Below are 19,999 nucleotides of genomic sequence, written 5' to 3'. Positions count from 1 at the left end.
CATGCATAGGATGTACATTTACAGCTCCATCACATTCCCTATTAACGTTGCGTAAAATGCAAAAAAGCCCTCATTTTTGAGAGCTTTAAGCCATGTCTTGCCTATCTTTGGACTTACTGATCGATCTCTTGCTTATCGCGCCGCATAATATGAAATGCCACCATAAACAAGCCCAATATTAAAGGAAACTCATATAGCTCCTCCATAAGGTCTTTATATGCAATCTGATGTAAGAAAATTCCACCATAAATGCGACTGTGTTCAATGCCGTCAGAAATAATCAATCCCAACACCGTGAGCAGCATTGCCCAAGCAGGAATCGTCATGCTCTTCATTTTTATCGCAATCTCATGGCGCAATGGTTTAACCAACAACATAAATACGACTGAACCAATCAAAACTACCGAGATGCCACGAAAATATACTTTTGGGACCTCAGGGAAATAGTCTCTACCCCAACTGGTGCTACGCCCAAATAAAAGTAACCACCACAGTACTCCCCAGATCCAAAAATACTTTTTACCCTCTGGAAGACGCATCGGCTGCATATAAAAATAACTAAATACAGCGAATATCAATAAAAGTAGAGCTTGTATATTTTCCACGCCACGTACAACAGCACCACCTAAAAGTGGAAGCTGTAGATCAGCCAAAAATGGAAAGATTAAACACAGAACAGCAAGGATCAGAACAGACCACGATACACGCGTATCAATCAGCAAAATCACGACTCCTAACTTAACAAAAAAAGTTTTGTGTAAGTTAAGCTTAAAAATGGATGGCAAATGGTATCATAAATCTAAAGACCCATATGCACAAAGACCTTAATAAATTCTTAAATTTTCAGATTACAATGATTTAAAACAACAAAATACCGATAAGTTATTTCACCCTTCATTTGCATAAAGGCAGTATGCATTATCAAACAAAGCGCACATAAAAAAACGCCCCTTTCGGAGCGTTTTTGAAACGTTGTTAGGAATTAGATTTTAGATACTAATTCTGGAACAACGGTATTCAAATCACCTACTAACCAGTAATCTGCTACTGCATTGATCGGTGCTTCTTCGTCTTTGTTGATCGCAACGATCACTTTAGAGTCTTTCATACCTGCCAAGTGCTGGATCGCACCAGAGATACCTACAGCGATATACAGGTCAGGTGCAACAATCTTACCTGTTTGACCTACTTGCATGTCGTTTGGAACGAAACCTGCGTCAACCGCAGCACGTGATGCACCTTGAGCAGCGCCCAATTTGTCAGCCAATGGATCAAGAACAGTATGGTAGTTCTCACCTGAACCCACACCACGACCACCTGAAACCACGATACGCGCAGCAGTTAATTCTGGGCGTTCAGATTTTACGATCTCTTCAGCAACAAACTTAGAGATACCAGCATCTTTTGCTTCGCTTACAGCTTCAACCGCAGCAGAACCACCTTCAGCAGCGACAGGGTCAAATGCTGTACCACGTACAGTACCAACAATGATTGCTTCATCAGACTGAACTGTTGCAATCGCGTTACCTGCATAGATTGGACGCTTGAACGTATTTGCAGATTCAACAGCAATGATGTCTGTAATCATACTCACATCAAGAAGAGCAGCCACACGTGGAAGAATATTCTTACCCGTTGTAGTTGATGCAGCCAATACGTGTTTGAAACCACCTTTAGCAATATCTGCAACCAAAGCTGCAACGTTTTCAGCCAATTGGTTTGCGTAAACTGCGTTGTCAGCAAGTAATACTTTGCTTACACCCGCAACTTTTGCAGCAGCATCAGCAACAGCTTGAGCGCCAGAACCAGCAACTAATACAGTGATATCACCACCGATTTTTTGAGCTGCAGCAACAACGTTTAAAGTTGCACCATTTAGTGCTTTGTTGTCGTGCTCAGCGATAACTAAAATACTCATGATTTTATCCTTCTGTATTAGATCACTTTCGCTTCATTTTTTAGTTTTTCTACAAGTTCGTCTACAGACTTCACTTGTACGCCAGCTTTACGTTCAGCAGGTGCTTCAACTTTAACTGTTTTAAGTTTAGTTGTTGTAGAAACACCAAAATCAGCAGGAGACTTCGTATCCAGCGGTTTTTTACGCGCTTTCATGATGTTTGGAAGAGCAGCATAACGTGGCTCGTTCAAACGTAAGTCAGTGGTGATGATCGCTGGAAGTGCAAGTTCAACAGTTTGTAAACCACCGTCGATTTCACGAGTTACTTGTACTTTGTCGCCATCAACTTTAACTTCAGAAGCAAAAGTACCTTGACCTGCACCTAGAAGCGCACCAAGCATCTGGCCGACTTGGTTAGAGTCATCATCAATTGCTTGCTTACCAAGAAGAATCAACTGAGGTTGTTCAGCGTCAACAACGCCTTTCAACACTTTCGCAATTTCTAATGCACCCAGTTGGCTGTCATCAGCTTCAACTAAGATACCGCGGTCAGCACCAAGCGCCATCGCAGAACGGATTTGCTCTTGCGCTTCTTTAGGACCAATAGAAACAACGATGATTTCTGAAACAGTTCCTTTTTCTTTTAAGCGAACCGCTTCTTCCACTGCGATTTCACAGAATGGGTTAATTGACATTTTAACGTTGGTTAAGTCAACACCACTGTTGTCCGGCTTAACGCGAACTTTAACGTTGGCATCAACCACACGTTTTACAGCAACAAGAGCCTTCATGTAATCCTCGGCTGTTTTAGCAAATGTAAATGTTGAGAAAAGTTAGTTTAACTCTTCACTTAAATTTTTTTAGGTGCCCTATCTTGCAATGTGTACGGCATTTCGGTCAAGTCACAATTCACCAAAGAGCTGTAAAAATGCGTAAATTTAGCTGAACGACGCGTTCATACTTTTTTGTACGCACTATATTTGCACAAAATCGCACTCAGATTAAGTTATGATTTTTATTATATTTTTATCTGATTTACATTATTCAAAGATTTGATTTCTTTTCTCTAATATTCACCACTATTTAGATTATTGACTGTCTGTTCACATCTTTATCGGGCTTCACAAATCTGTCATTTAAGATAGATCACACAGCCTTAGATTCAAATACTCATTATTCTAGACATACGATGACACAATATTGCTGCTTTATTAACCAATCTAAAAAACTTCCTCAAAAAAAAGCATGCCATTCTGACATGCTTCTCTGAGTTTAATTGGCAATCAGCCATGTCGCGGCCAATGCCAACAGCCCACCTGAAGTGCCATCAATCCATTTTTGCTTACGTTCATCTATTGGGGACTTCTGTGTCAGTTTTGCAAAAACCAGACTCAAACTACAATAGACCACAAAAATCATCGCGATAAAGAGTAAAGATAAAATCAAACCTTGACTGACAGCATTGGCAGATTTATCGATAAATTGCGGCAAGATCGCAAAATAAATAAGCATACCTTTGGGATTTAACAGCGCGGTAAAAAAGCCTTTTTTGATCGGGTTATTTTCCGTTTTTCGGTCCAGTTGCAATTTTTTAGTGCTAAAAACCGACTTTAATAAACCAAAGACCAAATACAACAAATATGCAATGCCCAACCAGCGGATGGTTTCAAACAAAAGCGGGAAAGACACAATAATGGCAGCAATACCCAAAGCCACTAAAATTGAATGTAGTAAATAGCCTGTACATACGCCGACAGTCGCCATCATGCCTGCTTTTGCATCTTTACCCATAACTTGAGACAGAATAAATAACATATCTGGCCCAGGTGTAAAAATCAGCGGCAGCACGGTCAGTGCAAAGAGTACATATACAGACATTTCCTTTCCCCTTTCATCCATTAGAAAGTGAAAATTAGTATGTGCGAAATAATACAAAATTGGCTTTCAATTTATTCTATAATAAAACGTATTTTTCAAATTATATTCTAAGATATGAAACAATCACCAAAGTCTGTGCGCATAAAACTTGACCGTATTGATAAAAATATCATTCGCCACTTACAAGACAATGGCCGTATTCAAAATAATGACTTAGCACGAGAAATCGGTCTATCACCGTCTTCATGCCTAAGACGCGTCAAACTATTAGAAGAAGCAGGTGTTATTCAAAATTATACCACAGTGGTCGATCCACAAAAAATTGGCCTTCAACTGATTCTGTTCTCACGTATTTGGCTGGTCGGTCAAGATGCCGAAACCATCGACACCTTTATTGAAGCCATGAAAGAGCTCCCTCAGGTCATGGAATGCTACATTATTTTAGGGGAATGCGATGCAATGCTGAAAGTTGTAGTGCCTGATTTAGAAAGTTATCGCGAGTTCCAATCCACACATTTGACCAAAAAGAATGGCATTACCAGTGTCAAAACAGACTTGCCAAGTCAAATCATTAAACAAAGTTTCCAACTCCCGCTTGATGAAATCTAATGTCAGCGCATTTAAATTTTGCGATAGAAACAGTGCGTTTACATCTAAGAGCTTGGCGCGCAGATGACTTTCCTGCATTTGCACAGTTAAATGCCGATGCTCAAGTGATGCGTTATTTTCCTCATCCACTCACGCAAACCGAAAGCGATAATCTTGCGCAAAAGTTTCAGCAATTCATCAATCAAAATGGTTGGGGCTTTTGGGCAGTCGAACTAAAGCATAATCAGGAGTTCATTGGATTTACAGGCTTACATGCTCAACCTGAGTGCTTTGATTTTTCACCCTGTGTCGAAATTGGTTGGCGATTGGACTCGAAGTTTTGGCATCAGGATTATGCCACAGAAGCTGCACAGGCTTGTCTATATTTTGCTTTTTCGGTTTTAAAACTGGATGTAGTTGTTGCTTTTACCGCAGTTCAAAATAGGGCTTCTGAAGCGGTAATGAAACGTCTCGGCATGCAACATCGTGGCTATTTTAATCATCCTAAACTCGATCAAAATAGCCCACTGCTTCGACATACGCTCTATGCTATTAAGCCAACTGACTTTCTAAAAAATCACGATGAATATGACTTAAATCAATCAATTCATATTGTCCAAGATTAAAAATTTTCCAGACTTCAAGAAAGTCATCTTTCAAATCAATGCTATTTGAGGGCTGTGCAGTCGCTTGCCACTGTAAATCGGAAATCCATAAATAGCATTGCCCAGTCTCTGCATTAAAAGCCTGAACTTTACCTGCTGCATTGACGCCTTGAACAAATGCATTTTCAGGCAGTACAGGTTCAATATTGGCTAAACTAATTTCAACAAAGTGTTTGACCTGACGCAAACCATAGCCCGCAAAAATGTCTTTTTGCGCGGAGCTGAGTTGATCATACTTTGCTTGTATATCTGAAATCATATACTGACCTATTTTCGCATTTGTCATCTTCAATATAAGCTTAAATCTACCGTTTCATTAAACTGGAACATTAAGCCCATCCTCTTTTAAGTTTATACTCTATTTTTTGCCGATTTATTATTCTACAAAAGTTCATAATCACACTTTTTCCAACAAAAGTGAGCGATCATTGCTACTTATTGATCAAGTTGATTCAAGCAAGAGTAAGTAAAGCAAGAATAATGCCGAATCTCACAGATGCCCTAGTGCGTACAATAGTTATCTACGGATGTGTTTACGCCGTTTGTTCTGACCTTTGGCATTTAACCTAAAACACAGCGCTATAGTGCATGCATTATGTGACACTATTTTTAAAGTATGTATGAACTAAGTTTTCACCTTTTGCTGTGCTCTTGGATGTGTCTGGTCATACACTTGAGCCAGTCTGTCAAAATCGACATGGGTATAAATTTGGGTGGTACTTAAGTTACTGTGACCTAACATTTCCTGCACTGCACGCAAGTCACCACTGTTTGACAGCATGTGACTAGCAAAACAATGACGGAGTAAATGCGGATGCAGATCGATATTTACGCCTGCGCGCTGTGCCTGAAACTTGACCCGATTTTCAATCTGGCGCATCCCCAAAGGATTGCCCTTTTGAGTAATAAAAACTTGTGCATCGGGCACAAAATCACCATTCCACAGCGGATAAATGCTCAACCATTTCATTACTGCATCTTTGGCTTTAGAACCAAAAGGCACAACCCGAGTTTTATTGCCCTTCCCTGTAATACGTAGTAACTGTCGGTTAAAGTCGATATCTTTAATTCTTAAGCCCTGCACTTCCGCTAAGCGTAATCCACTGGCATAAAGCAGCTCAAGCAAAGCTTTGTCTCGATACCACATTTGCTGTTCAACTTCTTTCTCAGGCAAGGCCTGATCCAAAATTTGATTGATGGTTTCAATATCCACTAGACCTGGTAAAGGGCGAGGTTTACGTTTAAGTTGAAAGTCATCGGCAGGATTAAAAGCCAAATATTGCCCCTGCTCAGCCCATTTCATAAACTGACGAATAGAAGACAACATCCGCTGTAAACTACTGGAGCTCAACTGTTGATGTTCAACTTTTTGCGCAATAAATTCTCGTAAATCAGTGGCTTCAACATCGCCCAACTCAAGTTTTTTCTGTTTGCAAAATAGCAGAAAATCAGACACATCTCGTTCATAGGCCTGCAAAGTATGGGCAGACTGATTTTGTATTTCTCGTTGTTTTAACCACATCGCGAGCAGTTGCATAGGCTCAAAAGTCACAAGTCAGCCTCTATAGTTCTATTCTGTGGAAGATTGATTTTCTTTTGCATAGTAGCACTGTCTTAGCTCTTTATATGCCTATGTTCATTTTTCATAAAAAAAGCACTGATGAATCAGTGCTTTTTATGTGAGGCTAAACTTAGTTTTGATAGTAACTCAGATCTATACGTCCTTCGTAGACATTTGAGGTTGGACCCGTCATCCAAACAACGTCACCTTCACGCCATTCGATATGCAGCTTACCACCTGCCAATTCAATTTCAACAGACGAATCGAGTAAACCACGGCGCATACCTGAAATCGCAGCCGCACAAGCTCCTGTTCCACAGGCCAAGGTTTCGCCTACACCCCGTTCAAACACACGTAAGCGCGCATGCTTTTCATCAATGATTTGCATAAACCCAGCATTCACACGCTGCGGAAAACGCTCATGTGATTCAACCTGAGGTCCTAGACGTGCAACATCAGCTGTAATTACATCAGGAACGATAGTAACTGCATGAGGGTTACCCATATTCACCACATCAATGGTCAATTGCTCATTGTTCGCCAAAGCAATGTCATACAATGCTTCAGGAGCATCCGCAATAAATGGAATTTCCTGCGGCAAGAACTTTGGATAACCCATATTCACGCGTACCCAGCCATTTTGACCGAGTTCGGGTTCCACAATCCCTGCCTTGGTTTGCACTTTAATCTTGGTCTTTGTAGTGAGCTGACGCTCATGTACAAAGCGTGCAAAGCAACGCACGCCATTACCACATTGTTCAACTTCAGAACCATCAGCATTGAAAATACGGTATTTGAAGTCGACATTGGGTAAATCAGGTGGCTCAACAATTAACAACTGATCAAAACCGATGCCGAAATGACGATCCGCCAAGCGCTGAATCGTAACAGTATCAAGGAATGCTCTTTGGCTGATTAAATCAACCACCATAAAGTCATTGCCTAGACCATGCATTTTGGTAAATTCTAATAACATCTTGAATTATCCTTCAGGCAATAAACGTTCTTTGTCCCAAAGCGACTCAATGGTTTCACGCTCACGAATCAAATGTGCGTTTTCACCATCCACCATCACTTCAGCGGCACGACCGCGACTGTTATAATTTGAACTCATGACAAAACCATAAGCGCCAGCACCCAATACAGCCAGTACGTCATTTTCTTTGAGTGCAAGCACACGCTTTTTCCCTAAGAAATCGCCTGTTTCACAAATTGCACCAACCACATCCCACTCTTTTGCCTCGACATCTGAACGCGGTGTAACGGGCTGAATATCCATCCATGCTTCATACAGTGCAGGACGAATCAAGTCGTTCATGGCTGCATCAATAATCGCAAAATTACGGTGAATAGTCGGTTTGAGCAAATCTACTTTGGTCAGGAGTACCCCTGCATTTGCCGAAATACTGCGTCCCGGTTCCATATACACTTTCAAACCCAATTTTTCTAAAGCGGGCTTCATTGCATTGGCATATTCAAAAACGGTAGGCGGCACTTCATCTTTATAGGTCACGCCTAAACCACCACCAATATCGATGTGTTTCAGCTGAATACCCATGGTTTTAAGCTGATCGATCATCACAATCACGCGATCTAGCGCATCCACAAAAGGCTGTGTTTCAGTCAGCTGTGAACCAATATGACAGTCAATCCCAATAATGTCTAAATTCGGCAGCGTTGCAGCATATTGATAGGTTTCAAACACCGTATCAGAAGGAATCCCAAATTTATTTTCTTTCAAGCCTGTTGAAATATAAGGATGCGTTTTCGCATCTACATCTGGATTGACGCGCAATGAAATGGGTGCTTTTTTGCCCAGTTTCGCTGCAACTTTTTGAATACGATCCAGCTCTGCATGAGACTCGACATTGAAGCATGCAATACCCACTTCTAATGCTTTTTGAACATCGATCTCAGTTTTACCTAAACCCGAAAAGACAATTTTAGAAGCATCACCACCCGCTTTTAGTACACGAGCCAATTCTCCGCCCGTCACAATATCAAAACCCGCACCGAGCTTCGCAAGGACATTCAATACCGCAATGTTTGAGTTTGACTTAACCGCAAAACAAATTTGATGATCGATAAAGTCAAAAGCACGATCCATCTCTGTAAAGTGTTTTTCAAAAGTCGCTTTTGAATAAACATACAGTGGTGTACCAAATTGCTGCGCAAGCTGTTGCAGTGAGCATTGCTCAGCGTGCAAAATCCCATGATTGCGGGTAAAACTCATGAATGTATCCTTTCTATGAAGCGTTTAAGGTATTAAGGCTGATTGGTTTCAACTGAAGGTGCAGCAAACTCTTGCTTCACGGGCACGGTATCTTCCTTTTGTGCAGACGGCTTAGATGCTGCGTCTTTATAAAGCAAATATTTCGCTCGTTTGTCGTAGTTTGGATCATTTGGCATATGTAATGTACCAGACTGACCACAACCGACGAATGCAGTACTCATCACCAAGACACTGATGCAGCAAATGACAGAACGCATCTGATCACCTATTTGATATTTTGAAGAAGTATAACCTGATCAACATACATGACCAAACCACTAAGCGCTAAAGATTATAGTGAGTTAAAAAAAAACGCCAGTTAAAGACTGGCGTTTTTTTCAATGGTATCGATTATTTATGTTTCGGTTTGTAGAAACCAAAATAACCAATAATCAAAATGATGAACCAAATCGGACTCACCATTAAAGCTTTCATTGTATCGGCTTCAAGTGATAACACATAGATCACACCAATGAAGAAAACGATCACAAACCAACAGGTAAATAGACCACCTGGTAGTTTAAAAGTCGATTTTGCATGTAACTCTGGACGTGTTTTGTAATACACAATGTAGCTCCAGATAATCATAATCCAGACACAGATAAACAAAATCGTCGACAGTGTAGTTGCCAAAGTAAAGGCTTCAACAGTATTTGGTACAAAGTACTGTAGTGCAGCACCTAACAGTAAACAAATTGCTGAAAAGTACAATGCATTTGCAGGAACAGCACGCTTGTTTAAGTGGCCAAATGCTTTTGGCCCTTGATCTTCACGAGACAAACCAAACAACATACGCGACGTTGAAAACACACCACTATTCATTGATGACATCACAGAAGACAATACCACCAAGTTCATGATGATTGCTGCTGCTGCAATACCCGCTTGACTAAACAAGTTCACAAAAGGCGAAACCGCCGGATCAATCACGTTCCATGGTGTCACAGACATTACAATCACTAAAGACAGCACATAGAAAACAATGATACGAATTGGAATCGAGTTCACCGCTTTAGGCAAATTCTTTTCTGGGTCTTTAGTTTCAGCAGCCGTGGTACCGACCAGCTCTACACCTACAAAGGCAAAGATCGCAATTTGGAAACCCGCAAGGAAGCCTGTCACGCCTGTTGGGAACATTCCTCCATGTGACCAAAGATGACTAAATGATGCAATTTCACCCGTCGTTGAAGTGAAACCTGTAAAGATCATCCATAAACCAACGGCAATCAACACCACAATGGCAATAATCTTAATCAGTGCAAACCAGAACTCCAGCTCACCAAACAGTTTCACCGTGACCAAGTTCAAGCCCATGATGAACACAATGGCCGCAACACTGATCATCACCCCTTCCCCAGGTGTGAACGGCATCCCTCCATTAAAGAACTGAAGGTAATAAATAATGGCTGATAAGTCCGCGATACCAATCGTGATCCAACATAACCAATAGGTCCAACCAACGAAATAGCCTGCCCACGGCCCAATCAAATCGGTAGAGAAATCGATAAACGATTTGTACTTCAAGTTAGACAGCAGTAATTCGCCAAGCGCGCGCATGACCAAAAACACCATAAAACCAATAATCATGTAAATGATTAAAATAGATGGCCCAGCGAGACTAATCGTCTTCCCCGACCCCATAAATAAACCCGTACCAATCGCACCGCCAATCGCAATGAGTTGTAAATGGCGGTTGGATAAACTCCGTTTTAAATCACCTTGTTCAGAGGTCGATTCTGTATTTTCTAAACTCATTCTTGATGTCGTCTTTTATTTCCAGTCGCCAAAATTACCCGAAAAGAACAAAAAAATAAAAATAAAATTGTATTAATCTATATTTTCAACATCTTTTGAAAAGTTAATTAATTTTTCTTATATTTAACACGACAAAGGACACGTAAAAGTTCCTGTTGAAAAAATCAGCAAAACACTTGTCAAAAATAAATTTCCGTGTAACAAATACAACAAGACTAAAAATCAATAAAAAATCGTGCAGGAAGCATGACTGTGGCATATCAATTGCTTAATAAAACTCAAAATTTTTCTAGAAATTTCAAGTTTTAAAACATAGAGGACTAAAAGAAAAATGAATACACAAAGTTTACAAACTTTTATGGAAACCATCAGTGGTTGGGTCTGGGGACCCTATATGTTGGTCCTCATTGTCGGAACAGGGATATTCCTCACATTACGCTTGTTCTTCTGGCAAATTCGCATGTTGCCTCTGGCCTTTAAACAAGTCTTTGGCAAACATGACCAAGCACATTCTCATGCAGGAGATATCTCGCACTTTGCATCCCTCATGACAGCACTCTCTGCCACCATTGGTACGGGTAATATCGCCGGTGTTGCAACCGCTTGTGTCCTTGGTGGCCCAGGTGCGGTGTTTTGGATGTGGATGACAGCCCTGTTCGGTATGGCAACCAAATATGGTGAAGGCGTACTGGCAGTTAAATACCGAATCAAAAATGAAAAAGGTGAAATGTCTGGCGGTCCAATGTACTACATTGAACGCGGCCTAAAATGGAAATGGTTAGCCCTGATTTTTGCACTATTTGGCACCTTGGCGTCTTTTGGGATTGGCAGTTCAGTGCAATCCAACACAGTTGCGCTCGCTGTTGAAAACAGTACGGGAGTTGCAACATGGATCACAGGTATCGTCATTACGGTATTCTCCGCTTTGGTTATTTTAGGCGGGATTAAATCGATTTCTAAAGCTGCTTCTTTCATCGTGCCGATTATGGCGATTGGCTATGTCCTCGGTGGCCTCATTATTATCTTCAACCATCTTGAACTCGTCATGCCTGCACTTGAACTGATCTTCCGTGATGCCTTTACGGGTGAAGCGGTAGCAGGTGGCGCAATTGGTGCTGTCATTCGTTACGGTGTCGCTCGTGGCGTCTTCTCAAATGAAGCTGGTATGGGTTCGGCGCCGATCGCCGCAGCTGCTGCAAAAACCGACCACCCTGCGCGTCAAGGCTTAGTCTCAATGACAGGTACGTTTATCGATACCATTATCGTCTGTAGTATCACAGGGATCGTTTTGGTCATGGGCTTTATTATGGCGGGCAATAGTTTTGGTGGCGAAACAGGCGCGGTATTAACCACCCATACTTTTAACCAATTACTGCCGGGTGTCGGAGGCTGGATCGTAACTTTTGGTATTGTGTTCTTCGCTTATTCCACCATTTTAGGTTGGTGCTATTACGGCGAAAAATGCTGTACTTATTTACTCGGTGAAAAGTATGTTCTGCTGTACCGTCTCATTTACATCGCGTCAGTCTTTATTGGTTGCGTAGCATCACTTGATTTAGTCTGGCTATTTGCCGACACCTTTAATGGTTTAATGGCGGTTCCAAACTTAATTGCCTTGTTATTGCTGTCGACGGTGATTGTGAAAGAGTCACGTGATTTTGTCGAAAAGCGTAAATCAGGTGAGTTGTACTAAGGCTATTTTCAAAGCACATTTTTAAAATCTTCAATAGTTAAGCCACCTTCAGGTGGCTTTTTGATTCAGAGCATTCATTTCAAATCCAATCCTCTGTATGCTGTTGAACCATCGAATACTCCAAATAGTGCATCAAATAAAGCATGGCAAAAGCAAAAAGTGTTTACCGCTGTGAACAATGTGGCGCTGACCATTCAAAATGGGCGGGTCAATGTTCTGAATGTGGAGAATGGAATAGTCTGGTTGAAGTCAATATTGCACCTGCAGTCACACATCGTGCGCAGCCCAAAATGGGGGGCGGCTATGCAGGTCAAGCTGCTGCTATTAGCACCTTAAATCAAATTTCAGTTTCACATGAGACTCGACTGGCTACAGGAATTGGTGAGTTTGATCGTGTGCTTGGGGGTGGTCTCGTCACGGGTTCCGTGGTGCTGATTGGCGGTGATCCGGGCATCGGGAAATCAACCATTTTATTGCAAACGGCAACGCATATGGCCGCGGCCAACAGTGCGGCATTGTATGTCACAGGTGAAGAATCACTCTCTCAAGTGGCTTTGCGTGCAAATCGTCTTGATCTACCCACAGATAAACTCAAAGTCATGGCTGAAACCTGTGTCGAGCGGATATGTGAAATGCTTGCCCATGAGCGTCCAGCTGTGGCAATTTTAGATTCCATTCAAACCCTGTATACCGAAACACTCCAGTCAGCGCCGGGCGGCGTTTCTCAAATTCGCGAATCTGCTGCTTTACTAACACGTTTTGCTAAAAATAGTGGCACAGCCTTGTTCATCGTCGGACACGTCACCAAGGAAGGTGCACTGGCTGGTCCACGTGTGCTTGAACATATGGTGGACTGTGTTCTGTACTTTGAAGGTCAGTCCGACTCACGTTATCGGATGATTCGAGCTGTTAAAAACCGTTTTGGTGCAGTCAATGAACTCGGGGTTTTTGGCATGACCGATAAAGGCTTAAGAGAAGTAGCGAATCCTTCAGCCATTTTCTTAAGCCGTTATGATGAAGCCATTGCAGGCTCAATCGTAATGATCAGCCGTGAAGGCACACGTCCTCTGTTGGTTGAGGTTCAAGCTTTGGTTGATGATGCACATGGTCAACCGCGTCGAGTCGCCTTAGGTTTAGAACAAAACCGTTTAAATATGCTCTTGGCGGTAATGCATCGCCATGGTGGCGTGCAAACATCTGGACAAGATGTCTACGTCAACGTTGTCGGTGGTTTAAAAATCACGGAAACAGGCTCTGACTTGGCCGTCTTATTGGCCTGTGCCTCTAGCCTGCGAGGTAAAGCGCTGCCACAACAACTGGCTGTTTTTGGTGAAGTAGGACTCTCTGGGGAAATTCGCCCAGTGCCAAATGGGCAGGAACGCTTAAAAGAAGCCATTAAACATGGTTTTAAATACATTATTCTACCGCGAGGCAACGCACCGCAAAAAGACATTGCTGGGGTGAAGGTAATTGCCGTGGCGCGCTTACATGAGGCACTCACTGAAGCCATGGGCTTAAGTGACGAACTCAACTAAGCTAAATTCCATTCATTTGGATTCCTCATAAAATAAACACGTTTTTTATTGAAATTTAGGATGAAAGACTGCATAAAGGTAGAGTTAAAATTTATTTTTTATAGAGTAGGAAAATTTGATGGAAGTTCGACAGCGTGGTTTGATTGCTGGTTTTTTAACAGCGGCTCTTTTAGTTGCACCCTTAGCCGCAGAAGCTAAACGTGCAGGTGGTGGTAAAAGCCACGGCATGAGCCGTCAAGCTGCACCAACTCAGTCTTATCAACAACCTCGTCAAGCAACTCCAGCTCAACAACCGACAGCGCCCGCTACAGCTCCAGCTAAATCTGGTCCAGGCGTCGGTGGTATGGTTGCGGCGGGTGTAGCGGGTGCTGCAATTGGTGCTGTTGCTGCAAATGCACTGGCAGATGACAACTCTGCTTCTCAAGCGCAAGCACAGGAAGAAAAAGGTGGTATTCCGAGCTGGATTTGGATTCTTCTTGCCGCTGCTGTTGCCTTCTTCATTTTCCGTAAAATGGGCGCAAAAAAAAAAGTAGCACCTAATCCATACGCGCCAAACAATGGTTCAACTCAAGCACCGTTTGGCCAACAAGCTGCACCACGTACATCAAATGACAACAGTAACATTTTTGGTCAGTCTGTAGGTGGTTCAGCTGCTGCACCACAAAACAATGCACCTTTTGGCGCTGCCTATACCAATAGTGGTAGTCAGCTGCCAGACGGTACAGAACCTGCGGCTTTCTTACGTATTGCTCGTCAACGTTTCAATCATATTCAGTCGATGAACACGGCAAGTAACATTTCTGAAATTCAGCGTTACTTAACACCTGATCTTTACCAGTCTATGTATCAAGACATTATGGCGAATCAAGATCAAGATGTAGCTGAGTTTTCAAACCTTAATGCAATGGTTGCGGACTCTGCAACAGAAAATGGTCAATACGTGGTTAGCGTACGTTTTACAGGTACAGTAAGTGAAGATCTCAACAGCTTACCGCAACCTTTTGCTGAAGTTTGGCACTTTGTAAAACCTGCGGGTTCTACCCAAGACTGGCTCGTTGCGGGTATCCAGCAAGAAGCGTAATTTCCAGATATATAAAAACAGCGACTTCGGTTGCTGTTTTTTTGTGCCCTATAAATCCTCCTGTCGATTCAACCGAGTCATCAGCGCCTCGCTTAAACAAAAACACCATTCAAAACGATAACAGCAATAGTTTTCCTAAAAGTTACGCTCAACATTTCCTGTAACATCCATGTTAAATAACAAGCGTAATGAGAGGAGGCTGTACAATGCATCCTCAATCACATGCCTTCTTTTAGCTTAGACTTTCAATCCAAATAAGTTCATCGCGTTATTAATGCTTGATGCGATTGGGCAATATCTAAAAATAAGTGAGCTTTGATTTTCGAATAAAACTGAGATCATCATTTACCACTCTCAAGCTTTAAAATGCACAGGTTTTTTATTGATCATGCTCTGCATTTAATATTCACACTGTAAATCATCTACTCATAAAAAATGCCTCTATAAAGAGGCATTTTTATTTACGTTTTTTAGTCTTATTCAGGTAATGGGATAAATTGAGAGTCCTGATTTTGCTCTTTTCTTTCCCCAACAACCACAGCCACATCTAAAGGTTTGCCATCGCGCTCAAGTGAAATCTGAATGGTGCTATTTGGCGGTTGTAAAGCCACAAAATTAATCAAATGTGAGGTTGAAGTAATCACTTCATCATTCACTTTCACAATCTTGTCGCCTTTCTTTAAACCAGCTTTTGCAGCAGGTCCCGTTTTTAATACGTCCGCGACAACCACACCAGGCCCTTTAGGCTCTAAGATATTGACTTGTTCAACAGGCAGTAAACTGATACCCAACCAACCACGTACCACACGGCCGTCTTTAAGAATAGAGTTTAGTACTTGTTGGCAAATTCTTGCAGGAATGGCAAAACCAATGCCTAAAGATCCACCTGATTGAGAGAAAATTGCTGTATTAACCCCAATCAAATTACCGGCCACATCAATCAAAGCACCACCAGAATTACCTGGATTAATCGCAGCATCGGTTTGAATGAAGTCTTCATAAGTGTTAATACCCAGGTCAGAGCGACCTGTAGCAGAGACAATACCTTGCGTAACCGTTTGCCCCACACCAAATGGATTACCAATGGCCAAGACCACATCACCCACTTCGTTGCCGCTTAGCTTAAAGGGTAAAACAGGCAGATTCGCTAGCTCAATTTTAATCACAGCCAAATCGGTATCGGGGTCGGTACCAATCACTTTTGCCACTGCTCGACGACCATCTTGTAACGCCACAACAATTTGATCGGCTTGAGCAATCACATGATTATTCGTCAAAATATAACCATCAGGGCGAACAATCACACCTGAACCCAAACTGTTTTCATTTTTATTTTGGCTAAACTGATCTGGAATTTGATTGCCAAAAAATTCACGGAACGCAGGATCATTGAGTAATGGATGGTCAAGTTGTTTGACTTTTTGCGTGGTAAAAATATTTACTACTGCTGGTGCAGCCACTTTCACGGCGGCGCTATAAGAAACCACCCCACCGGTACGCGTGGTGTTAATTAAAGGTTCAACCTTTTCAGCAGGCATCTTAATACCATCGGACGCCACAGGCGCTTTTGGCTTTTGATACTGCTGCCAAGCAAAAAATCCAGCAATGACTAAAATGAGTAATACCCAAGGTAACCAGGAAAAGGTCCTGCGCACGATTTCACCCTCTAAAATGTTTTAATTCATTGATGACTAAGTAATTTATGCCTATTGTAAAGCGAAATTCAAGCCGAAGCACAAAAATAAGCAAGAGTTTTGTCATGCTTTAGTTACAATAAACAATAGGTTCCGATGTAATCAATTTAAAAGAGTTTTTAAGTCGATATGGCAAAATTACAAGACATTATTCAGTGGTGTGATCAAACCCTCAAATCACCTGAGTTTAAGGACTATGCACCGAATGGCCTTCAAATTGAAGGAAAGACCGAAGTGCGTAAAATTTTAGCTGCTGTGACTGCATCGCAAGATGCCATAGATGCCGCGATACGAGAAAATGCGGATCTTTTACTGGTGCACCATGGATATTTTTGGAAAGGTGAAGCCTACCCCATCACAGGTATGCGCGGTAAACGGATCAAGAGTCTGATTCAACATGACATTTCTTTGCTGGCATATCACCTCCCCCTCGACAGCCATCCAAGTCTTGGAAATAATGTAGCGATTGCAGATTTGCTCAAATTGGAACGTATTGAGGCACTTGACCCATCTGAGCGTCATCCTATTGGCAATATTGGTTATTTAAACCAGCCTATGCCTGTGGAAGATTTTAAAAAATTTGTATCTAAGAAATTAAAATTCGATGCCATCCATCTTCCTGCGGACAAGACCATGATTGAAAAAGTCGGTTTTTGTACCGGTGGTGCACAAGATTTTATTGTAAAAGCCGCTGAACAAGGCTGTGATGCCTATATTTCAGGCGAAGTCAGTGAACGTACCTTCTATGAAGCTAAAGAATTAGGCGTACATTATTTTGCTTGCGGACATCATGCGACTGAACGCTATGGCGTGCAGCGATTAGGTCAAGCAATTTCAGAACAATTTGATATTGAATATGTTTATTTCGAGTTAAACAACCCAATCTAAGCAATCACTGGGATGAGACCTCTTTCATCCCAGTCCTTTCAATGCGCTTACATCGCATGGCATCCGACATTACCTCCATTTAAGCAAATTATTACTTTCTAAAATATTATTCCTAGCCTTTCATCTTTTTAAATCAAAACATAGCATCAGCTCAAAAATTCTGTGCATCTCACCTTTGTTATACATACTGAACGTCCAACCTAACATGAACAATAAAACTTGCGACCTTTCACTTCAAAACTGCAAATAATAAGCATATTGATTCTCATTAACTTTTAAGTGGATAATAAAACTGCTTTAAAAAATCCCAATAAAACAATTTTGATGATTAAAGGAATCAAACACATGGCTTATTCTTTACCCGCTCTTCCATATGCCTATGACGCACTCGAACCCAATATTGATACGAAAACGATGGAAATTCACCACAGTAAACACCATCAAACCTACATCAATAACATTAATGGCGCGATTGCAGGCACAGAATGGGAGAAACTGTCTGTGGAAGATTTGGTTGCCAAAGTCAATGAAGTCCCTACTGATCTTAAAAATATGGTGATCAATAATGCAGGTGGTCATGCCAACCACTCACTGTTTTGGACAGTCGTGAGTCCACAAGGTGGTGGGCAACCAACTGGAGCTGTGGCAAAAGCTATTGATGAGCAACTCGGTGGTTTTGATGCTTTTAAAGAGGCATTTACCAAAGCCGCGATTAGCCGTTTTGGCAGTGGTTGGGCATGGCTGAGCGTAACACCTGAACGCAACCTGATTGTTGAAAGTAGTGCAAATCAGGATTCCCCACTTATGCACGGTCATACCCCTATTCTCGGTTTAGATGTATGGGAACATGCGTATTATCTAAAATACCAAAACCGCCGTCCTGAATATATCAATGCCTTTTATAATGTGGTCGATTGGGATGAGGTAAATCGCCGTTACCATGCAGCGTTGCAGACTAAAAATTAATTACACACCTCAATCCATCTAGAGCTTAGAGTCTTTTAAAATGAATATATTCTGTACGAAAGACTCTAATGATATCTTGTGTATCGTATATGTCTCCTTGCGAATTTTTTTGCATATTTTGTGTATTAAAAGACTGCCCTATTGTCTATAGAATCATTTACAATAAATGCACTTAAAGTAAAACCCAGCAAATCTGCAAGGAATGAAACATGACAACCATTACTTTACCTGCACTTCCATATGGCTACGAAGATCTTGCTCCGCACATTAGCAAAGAAACTTTAGAATTCCACCACGACAAACACCACAATACTTATGTTGTTAACCTAAACAACCTAATCAAAGGTACTGACCTTGAAGGTAAAACTTTAGAAGAAATCATCACAGCTTCTTCTGGTGATGCATCTAAAGCAGGTATCTTCAATAACGCAGCACAAGTTTGGAACCACACATTCTACTGGAACTGTATGGCTAAAAACGGTGGTGGTAAAGCAACAGGTGCTTTAGCTGCTAAAATTGATGAAGCATTCGGTTCTTACGAAAAATTCGCTGAAGAATTTGCTGCTGCGGCTACAACTCAATTCGGTTCAGGTTGGGCTTGGTTAGTTGCTGACGAAGTAAATGGCAACCTTTCTATCCTTAAAACTTCAAATGCAGACACTCCACTTGCACACGGTAAAGTTGCAGTGTTAACCATTGACGTTTGGGAACATGCTTACTACATCGACTTCCGTAATGCGCGTCCTGTTTACATCAAAACTTTCCTTGAAAGTCTTGTAAACTGGGATTATGCAAACGCGAAATATGCAGGCCAAGCTGCTGGCGTTGAAAAATAAGATTCGTCTTGTTTAAAAAACCGCTCTTTTTGAGCGGTTTTTTTGTTTTTGCGGCCTAAACGCATATTTATAAAGCAAACAATTCATTTCTCAATATTTTTTGCTTGACCCATTTTCCTTTCCTCCCTAAAATGCCCATCAGATTCTCCAATAGCTCAGTCGGTAGAGCGACGGACTGTTAATCCGCAGGTCCCTGGTTCGAGCCCAGGTTGGAGAGCCACTATTCTTCCATAGCTCAGTCGGTAGAGCGACGGACTGTTAATCCGCAGGTCCCTGGTTCGAGCCCAGGTGGAAGAGCCAAGATTCTAAAAAGCCCAAGCATCGTGACTTGGGCTTTTTTTTATCACTCATTGTTTTGATCCACACCCTATACCCTTCTGGTATACAGCTATGACATATCAAATTGTTTATAAAAAAAACATTTAATCTAAAATTCGACTTTTTTTAGAATTGTAACTTGACCGATGTGTAATTTTCTCTATACTGCATTTCAGATTCTCCAATAGCTCAGTCGGTAGAGCGACGGACTGTTAATCCGCAGGTCCCTGGTTCGAGCCCAGGTTGGAGAGCCAAATTTTAAAAAGCCCAAGCATTATGACTTGGGCTTTTTTCTGTCTATAAAAATGACATTCACCCATACGTAAAACCAATCTCTCAAAATCACTCCAAAGCAGCTTTCCATACAGGCTC

19 protein-coding genes and 3 tRNA genes are annotated in these 19,999 nt (G+C 41.6%); 11 read left to right on the top strand and 11 right to left on the bottom strand.

Annotation, left to right across the window (positions count from 1 at the left end; genetic code table 11):
* Window positions 1-113: 113 nt before the first annotated feature.
* The 4 genes from GVX98_RS04190 to GVX98_RS04175 all read right to left on the bottom strand — a co-directional run bounded on the left by GVX98_RS04190 (window position 114) and on the right by GVX98_RS04175 (window position 3,775).
* Window positions 114-722 carry a hypothetical protein gene (locus tag GVX98_RS04190; RefSeq protein ID WP_159127333.1) on the bottom strand — a complete coding sequence of 203 codons (609 nt, stop codon included), beginning with the start codon at window positions 720-722 and terminating at the stop codon, window positions 114-116.
* 260 nt (window positions 723-982) lie between these two features.
* Window positions 983-1,918 carry an FAD-binding protein gene (locus GVX98_RS04185; protein WP_004982561.1) on the bottom strand — a complete coding sequence of 312 codons (936 nt, stop codon included), beginning with the start codon at window positions 1,916-1,918 and terminating at the stop codon, window positions 983-985.
* A 17-nt stretch (window positions 1,919-1,935) separates the two neighbouring features.
* Window positions 1,936-2,688 (bottom strand): electron transfer flavoprotein subunit beta/FixA family protein, encoded by a 753-nt coding sequence (locus GVX98_RS04180; protein ID WP_005400499.1) that lies wholly within the window; start codon window positions 2,686-2,688, stop codon window positions 1,936-1,938.
* A 481-nt stretch (window positions 2,689-3,169) separates the two neighbouring features.
* Window positions 3,170-3,775, bottom strand: a complete 606-nt coding sequence (locus GVX98_RS04175) for a LysE family translocator (protein WP_159127332.1) — start codon at window positions 3,773-3,775, stop codon at window positions 3,170-3,172.
* Between the two features lie 114 nt (window positions 3,776-3,889).
* Here GVX98_RS04175 and GVX98_RS04170 point away from each other — a divergent pair, with 114 nt between their 5' ends.
* Both GVX98_RS04170 and GVX98_RS04165 read left to right on the top strand, forming a co-directional pair.
* On the top strand, window positions 3,890-4,384 hold the full coding sequence (locus tag GVX98_RS04170; RefSeq protein WP_004695793.1) for an Lrp/AsnC family transcriptional regulator: 495 nt from the start codon (window positions 3,890-3,892) through the stop codon (window positions 4,382-4,384).
* Window positions 4,384-4,989 carry a GNAT family N-acetyltransferase gene (locus tag GVX98_RS04165; RefSeq protein WP_159127331.1) on the top strand — a complete coding sequence of 202 codons (606 nt, stop codon included), beginning with the start codon at window positions 4,384-4,386 and terminating at the stop codon, window positions 4,987-4,989. The genes GVX98_RS04170 and GVX98_RS04165 overlap by 1 nt, the downstream gene beginning before the upstream one ends.
* Here GVX98_RS04165 and GVX98_RS04160 read toward each other — a convergent pair.
* The 6 genes from GVX98_RS04160 to GVX98_RS04135 form a co-directional block, all read right to left on the bottom strand.
* A complete protein-coding gene (locus GVX98_RS04160) occupies window positions 4,916-5,314 on the bottom strand; it encodes a hypothetical protein (protein ID WP_078425374.1) in 399 nt (132 codons plus the stop codon). The genes GVX98_RS04165 and GVX98_RS04160 overlap by 74 nt on opposite strands.
* 339 nt (window positions 5,315-5,653) lie before the next feature.
* Window positions 5,654-6,565: a tyrosine recombinase XerC gene (locus tag GVX98_RS04155; RefSeq protein WP_159127953.1), complete on the bottom strand. Its 912-nt coding sequence runs from the start codon at window positions 6,563-6,565 to the stop codon at window positions 5,654-5,656.
* Window positions 6,566-6,719: 154 nt separating this feature from the next.
* On the bottom strand, window positions 6,720-7,565 hold the full coding sequence (dapF, locus tag GVX98_RS04150; protein ID WP_004695783.1) for a diaminopimelate epimerase: 846 nt from the start codon (window positions 7,563-7,565) through the stop codon (window positions 6,720-6,722).
* A gap of 6 nt (window positions 7,566-7,571) precedes the next feature.
* Entirely contained in the window at window positions 7,572-8,822 is a 1,251-nt protein-coding gene (lysA, locus tag GVX98_RS04145) for a diaminopimelate decarboxylase (protein ID WP_159127330.1), read from the bottom strand.
* A gap of 32 nt (window positions 8,823-8,854) precedes the next feature.
* Complete coding sequence (locus GVX98_RS04140; protein WP_125273268.1) at window positions 8,855-9,079, bottom strand: hypothetical protein; 225 nt, start codon at window positions 9,077-9,079, stop codon at window positions 8,855-8,857.
* A gap of 133 nt (window positions 9,080-9,212) precedes the next feature.
* The gene (locus GVX98_RS04135; protein WP_004695775.1) at window positions 9,213-10,616 is read right to left on the bottom strand and encodes an amino acid permease; all 1,404 of its coding nucleotides are present in this window, start codon (window positions 10,614-10,616) and stop codon (window positions 9,213-9,215) included.
* Window positions 10,617-10,947: 331 nt separating this feature from the next.
* Here GVX98_RS04135 and GVX98_RS04130 point away from each other — a divergent pair, with 331 nt between their 5' ends.
* The 3 genes from GVX98_RS04130 to GVX98_RS04120 all read left to right on the top strand — a co-directional run bounded on the left by GVX98_RS04130 (window position 10,948) and on the right by GVX98_RS04120 (window position 14,925).
* A complete protein-coding gene (locus GVX98_RS04130; RefSeq protein WP_004695773.1) occupies window positions 10,948-12,309 on the top strand; it encodes a sodium:alanine symporter family protein in 1,362 nt (453 codons plus the stop codon).
* 143 nt (window positions 12,310-12,452) lie between these two features.
* On the top strand, window positions 12,453-13,844 hold the full coding sequence (gene radA / locus GVX98_RS04125; protein ID WP_004982587.1) for a DNA repair protein RadA: 1,392 nt from the start codon (window positions 12,453-12,455) through the stop codon (window positions 13,842-13,844).
* Between the two features lie 118 nt (window positions 13,845-13,962).
* Window positions 13,963-14,925: a Tim44 domain-containing protein gene (locus GVX98_RS04120; protein WP_004982589.1), complete on the top strand. Its 963-nt coding sequence runs from the start codon at window positions 13,963-13,965 to the stop codon at window positions 14,923-14,925.
* A 476-nt stretch (window positions 14,926-15,401) separates the two neighbouring features.
* On the opposite strand, the gene GVX98_RS04115 is transcribed toward GVX98_RS04120, so the two are convergent.
* Window positions 15,402-16,580, bottom strand: coding sequence for a S1C family serine protease (locus GVX98_RS04115; protein ID WP_004982593.1), 1,179 nt, complete (start codon window positions 16,578-16,580; stop codon window positions 15,402-15,404).
* A 168-nt stretch (window positions 16,581-16,748) separates the two neighbouring features.
* Here GVX98_RS04115 and GVX98_RS04110 point away from each other — a divergent pair, with 168 nt between their 5' ends.
* The 6 genes from GVX98_RS04110 to GVX98_RS04085 all read left to right on the top strand — a co-directional run bounded on the left by GVX98_RS04110 (window position 16,749) and on the right by GVX98_RS04085 (window position 19,881).
* On the top strand, window positions 16,749-17,507 hold the full coding sequence (locus GVX98_RS04110) for a Nif3-like dinuclear metal center hexameric protein (protein WP_004982594.1): 759 nt from the start codon (window positions 16,749-16,751) through the stop codon (window positions 17,505-17,507).
* A gap of 345 nt (window positions 17,508-17,852) precedes the next feature.
* Window positions 17,853-18,473 (top strand): superoxide dismutase, encoded by a 621-nt coding sequence (locus GVX98_RS04105; RefSeq protein WP_114837192.1) that lies wholly within the window; start codon window positions 17,853-17,855, stop codon window positions 18,471-18,473.
* 209 nt (window positions 18,474-18,682) lie between these two features.
* Complete coding sequence (locus GVX98_RS04100) at window positions 18,683-19,309, top strand: superoxide dismutase (protein WP_159127329.1); 627 nt, start codon at window positions 18,683-18,685, stop codon at window positions 19,307-19,309.
* 144 nt (window positions 19,310-19,453) lie between these two features.
* A tRNA-Asn gene (locus GVX98_RS04095) sits at window positions 19,454-19,529 on the top strand.
* A gap of 4 nt (window positions 19,530-19,533) precedes the next feature.
* Window positions 19,534-19,609, top strand: a tRNA-Asn gene (locus tag GVX98_RS04090).
* 196 nt (window positions 19,610-19,805) lie between these two features.
* Window positions 19,806-19,881, top strand: a tRNA-Asn gene (locus tag GVX98_RS04085).
* Window positions 19,882-19,999 lie beyond the last annotated feature (118 nt).

The organism is Acinetobacter sp. 8I-beige (genome assembly GCF_902505955.1).
GTDB classification, from domain to species: Bacteria; Pseudomonadota; Gammaproteobacteria; order Pseudomonadales; family Moraxellaceae; genus Acinetobacter; species Acinetobacter johnsonii.
This window is presented reverse-complemented; position numbering and strand designations above follow the sequence as displayed.

Bases quoted from the DNA above. Each gene is read 5' to 3' on its own strand.
- GVX98_RS04185 (WP_004982561.1), bottom strand. From the start codon at position 1,918: ATGAGTATTTTAGTTATCGCTGAGCACGACAACAAAGCACTAAATGGT.
- GVX98_RS04180 (WP_005400499.1), bottom strand. From the start codon at position 2,688: ATGAAGGCTCTTGTTGCTGTAAAACGTGTGGTTGATGCCAACGTTAAA.
- GVX98_RS04175 (WP_159127332.1), bottom strand. From the start codon at position 3,775: ATGTCTGTATATGTACTCTTTGCACTGACCGTGCTGCCGCTGATTTTT.
- GVX98_RS04170 (WP_004695793.1), top strand. From the start codon at position 3,890: ATGAAACAATCACCAAAGTCTGTGCGCATAAAACTTGACCGTATTGAT.
- GVX98_RS04165 (WP_159127331.1), top strand. From the start codon at position 4,384: ATGTCAGCGCATTTAAATTTTGCGATAGAAACAGTGCGTTTACATCTA.
- GVX98_RS04160 (WP_078425374.1), bottom strand. From the start codon at position 5,314: ATGACAAATGCGAAAATAGGTCAGTATATGATTTCAGATATACAAGCA.
- GVX98_RS04155 (WP_159127953.1), bottom strand. From the start codon at position 6,565: ATGCAACTGCTCGCGATGTGGTTAAAACAACGAGAAATACAAAATCAG.
- dapF (WP_004695783.1), bottom strand. From the start codon at position 7,565: ATGTTATTAGAATTTACCAAAATGCATGGTCTAGGCAATGACTTTATG.
- lysA (WP_159127330.1), bottom strand. From the start codon at position 8,822: ATGAGTTTTACCCGCAATCATGGGATTTTGCACGCTGAGCAATGCTCA.
- GVX98_RS04140 (WP_125273268.1), bottom strand. From the start codon at position 9,079: ATGCGTTCTGTCATTTGCTGCATCAGTGTCTTGGTGATGAGTACTGCA.
- GVX98_RS04135 (WP_004695775.1), bottom strand. From the start codon at position 10,616: ATGAGTTTAGAAAATACAGAATCGACCTCTGAACAAGGTGATTTAAAA.
- GVX98_RS04130 (WP_004695773.1), top strand. From the start codon at position 10,948: ATGAATACACAAAGTTTACAAACTTTTATGGAAACCATCAGTGGTTGG.
- radA (WP_004982587.1), top strand. From the start codon at position 12,453: ATGGCAAAAGCAAAAAGTGTTTACCGCTGTGAACAATGTGGCGCTGAC.
- GVX98_RS04120 (WP_004982589.1), top strand. From the start codon at position 13,963: ATGGAAGTTCGACAGCGTGGTTTGATTGCTGGTTTTTTAACAGCGGCT.
- GVX98_RS04110 (WP_004982594.1), top strand. From the start codon at position 16,749: ATGGCAAAATTACAAGACATTATTCAGTGGTGTGATCAAACCCTCAAA.
- GVX98_RS04105 (WP_114837192.1), top strand. From the start codon at position 17,853: ATGGCTTATTCTTTACCCGCTCTTCCATATGCCTATGACGCACTCGAA.
- GVX98_RS04100 (WP_159127329.1), top strand. From the start codon at position 18,683: ATGACAACCATTACTTTACCTGCACTTCCATATGGCTACGAAGATCTT.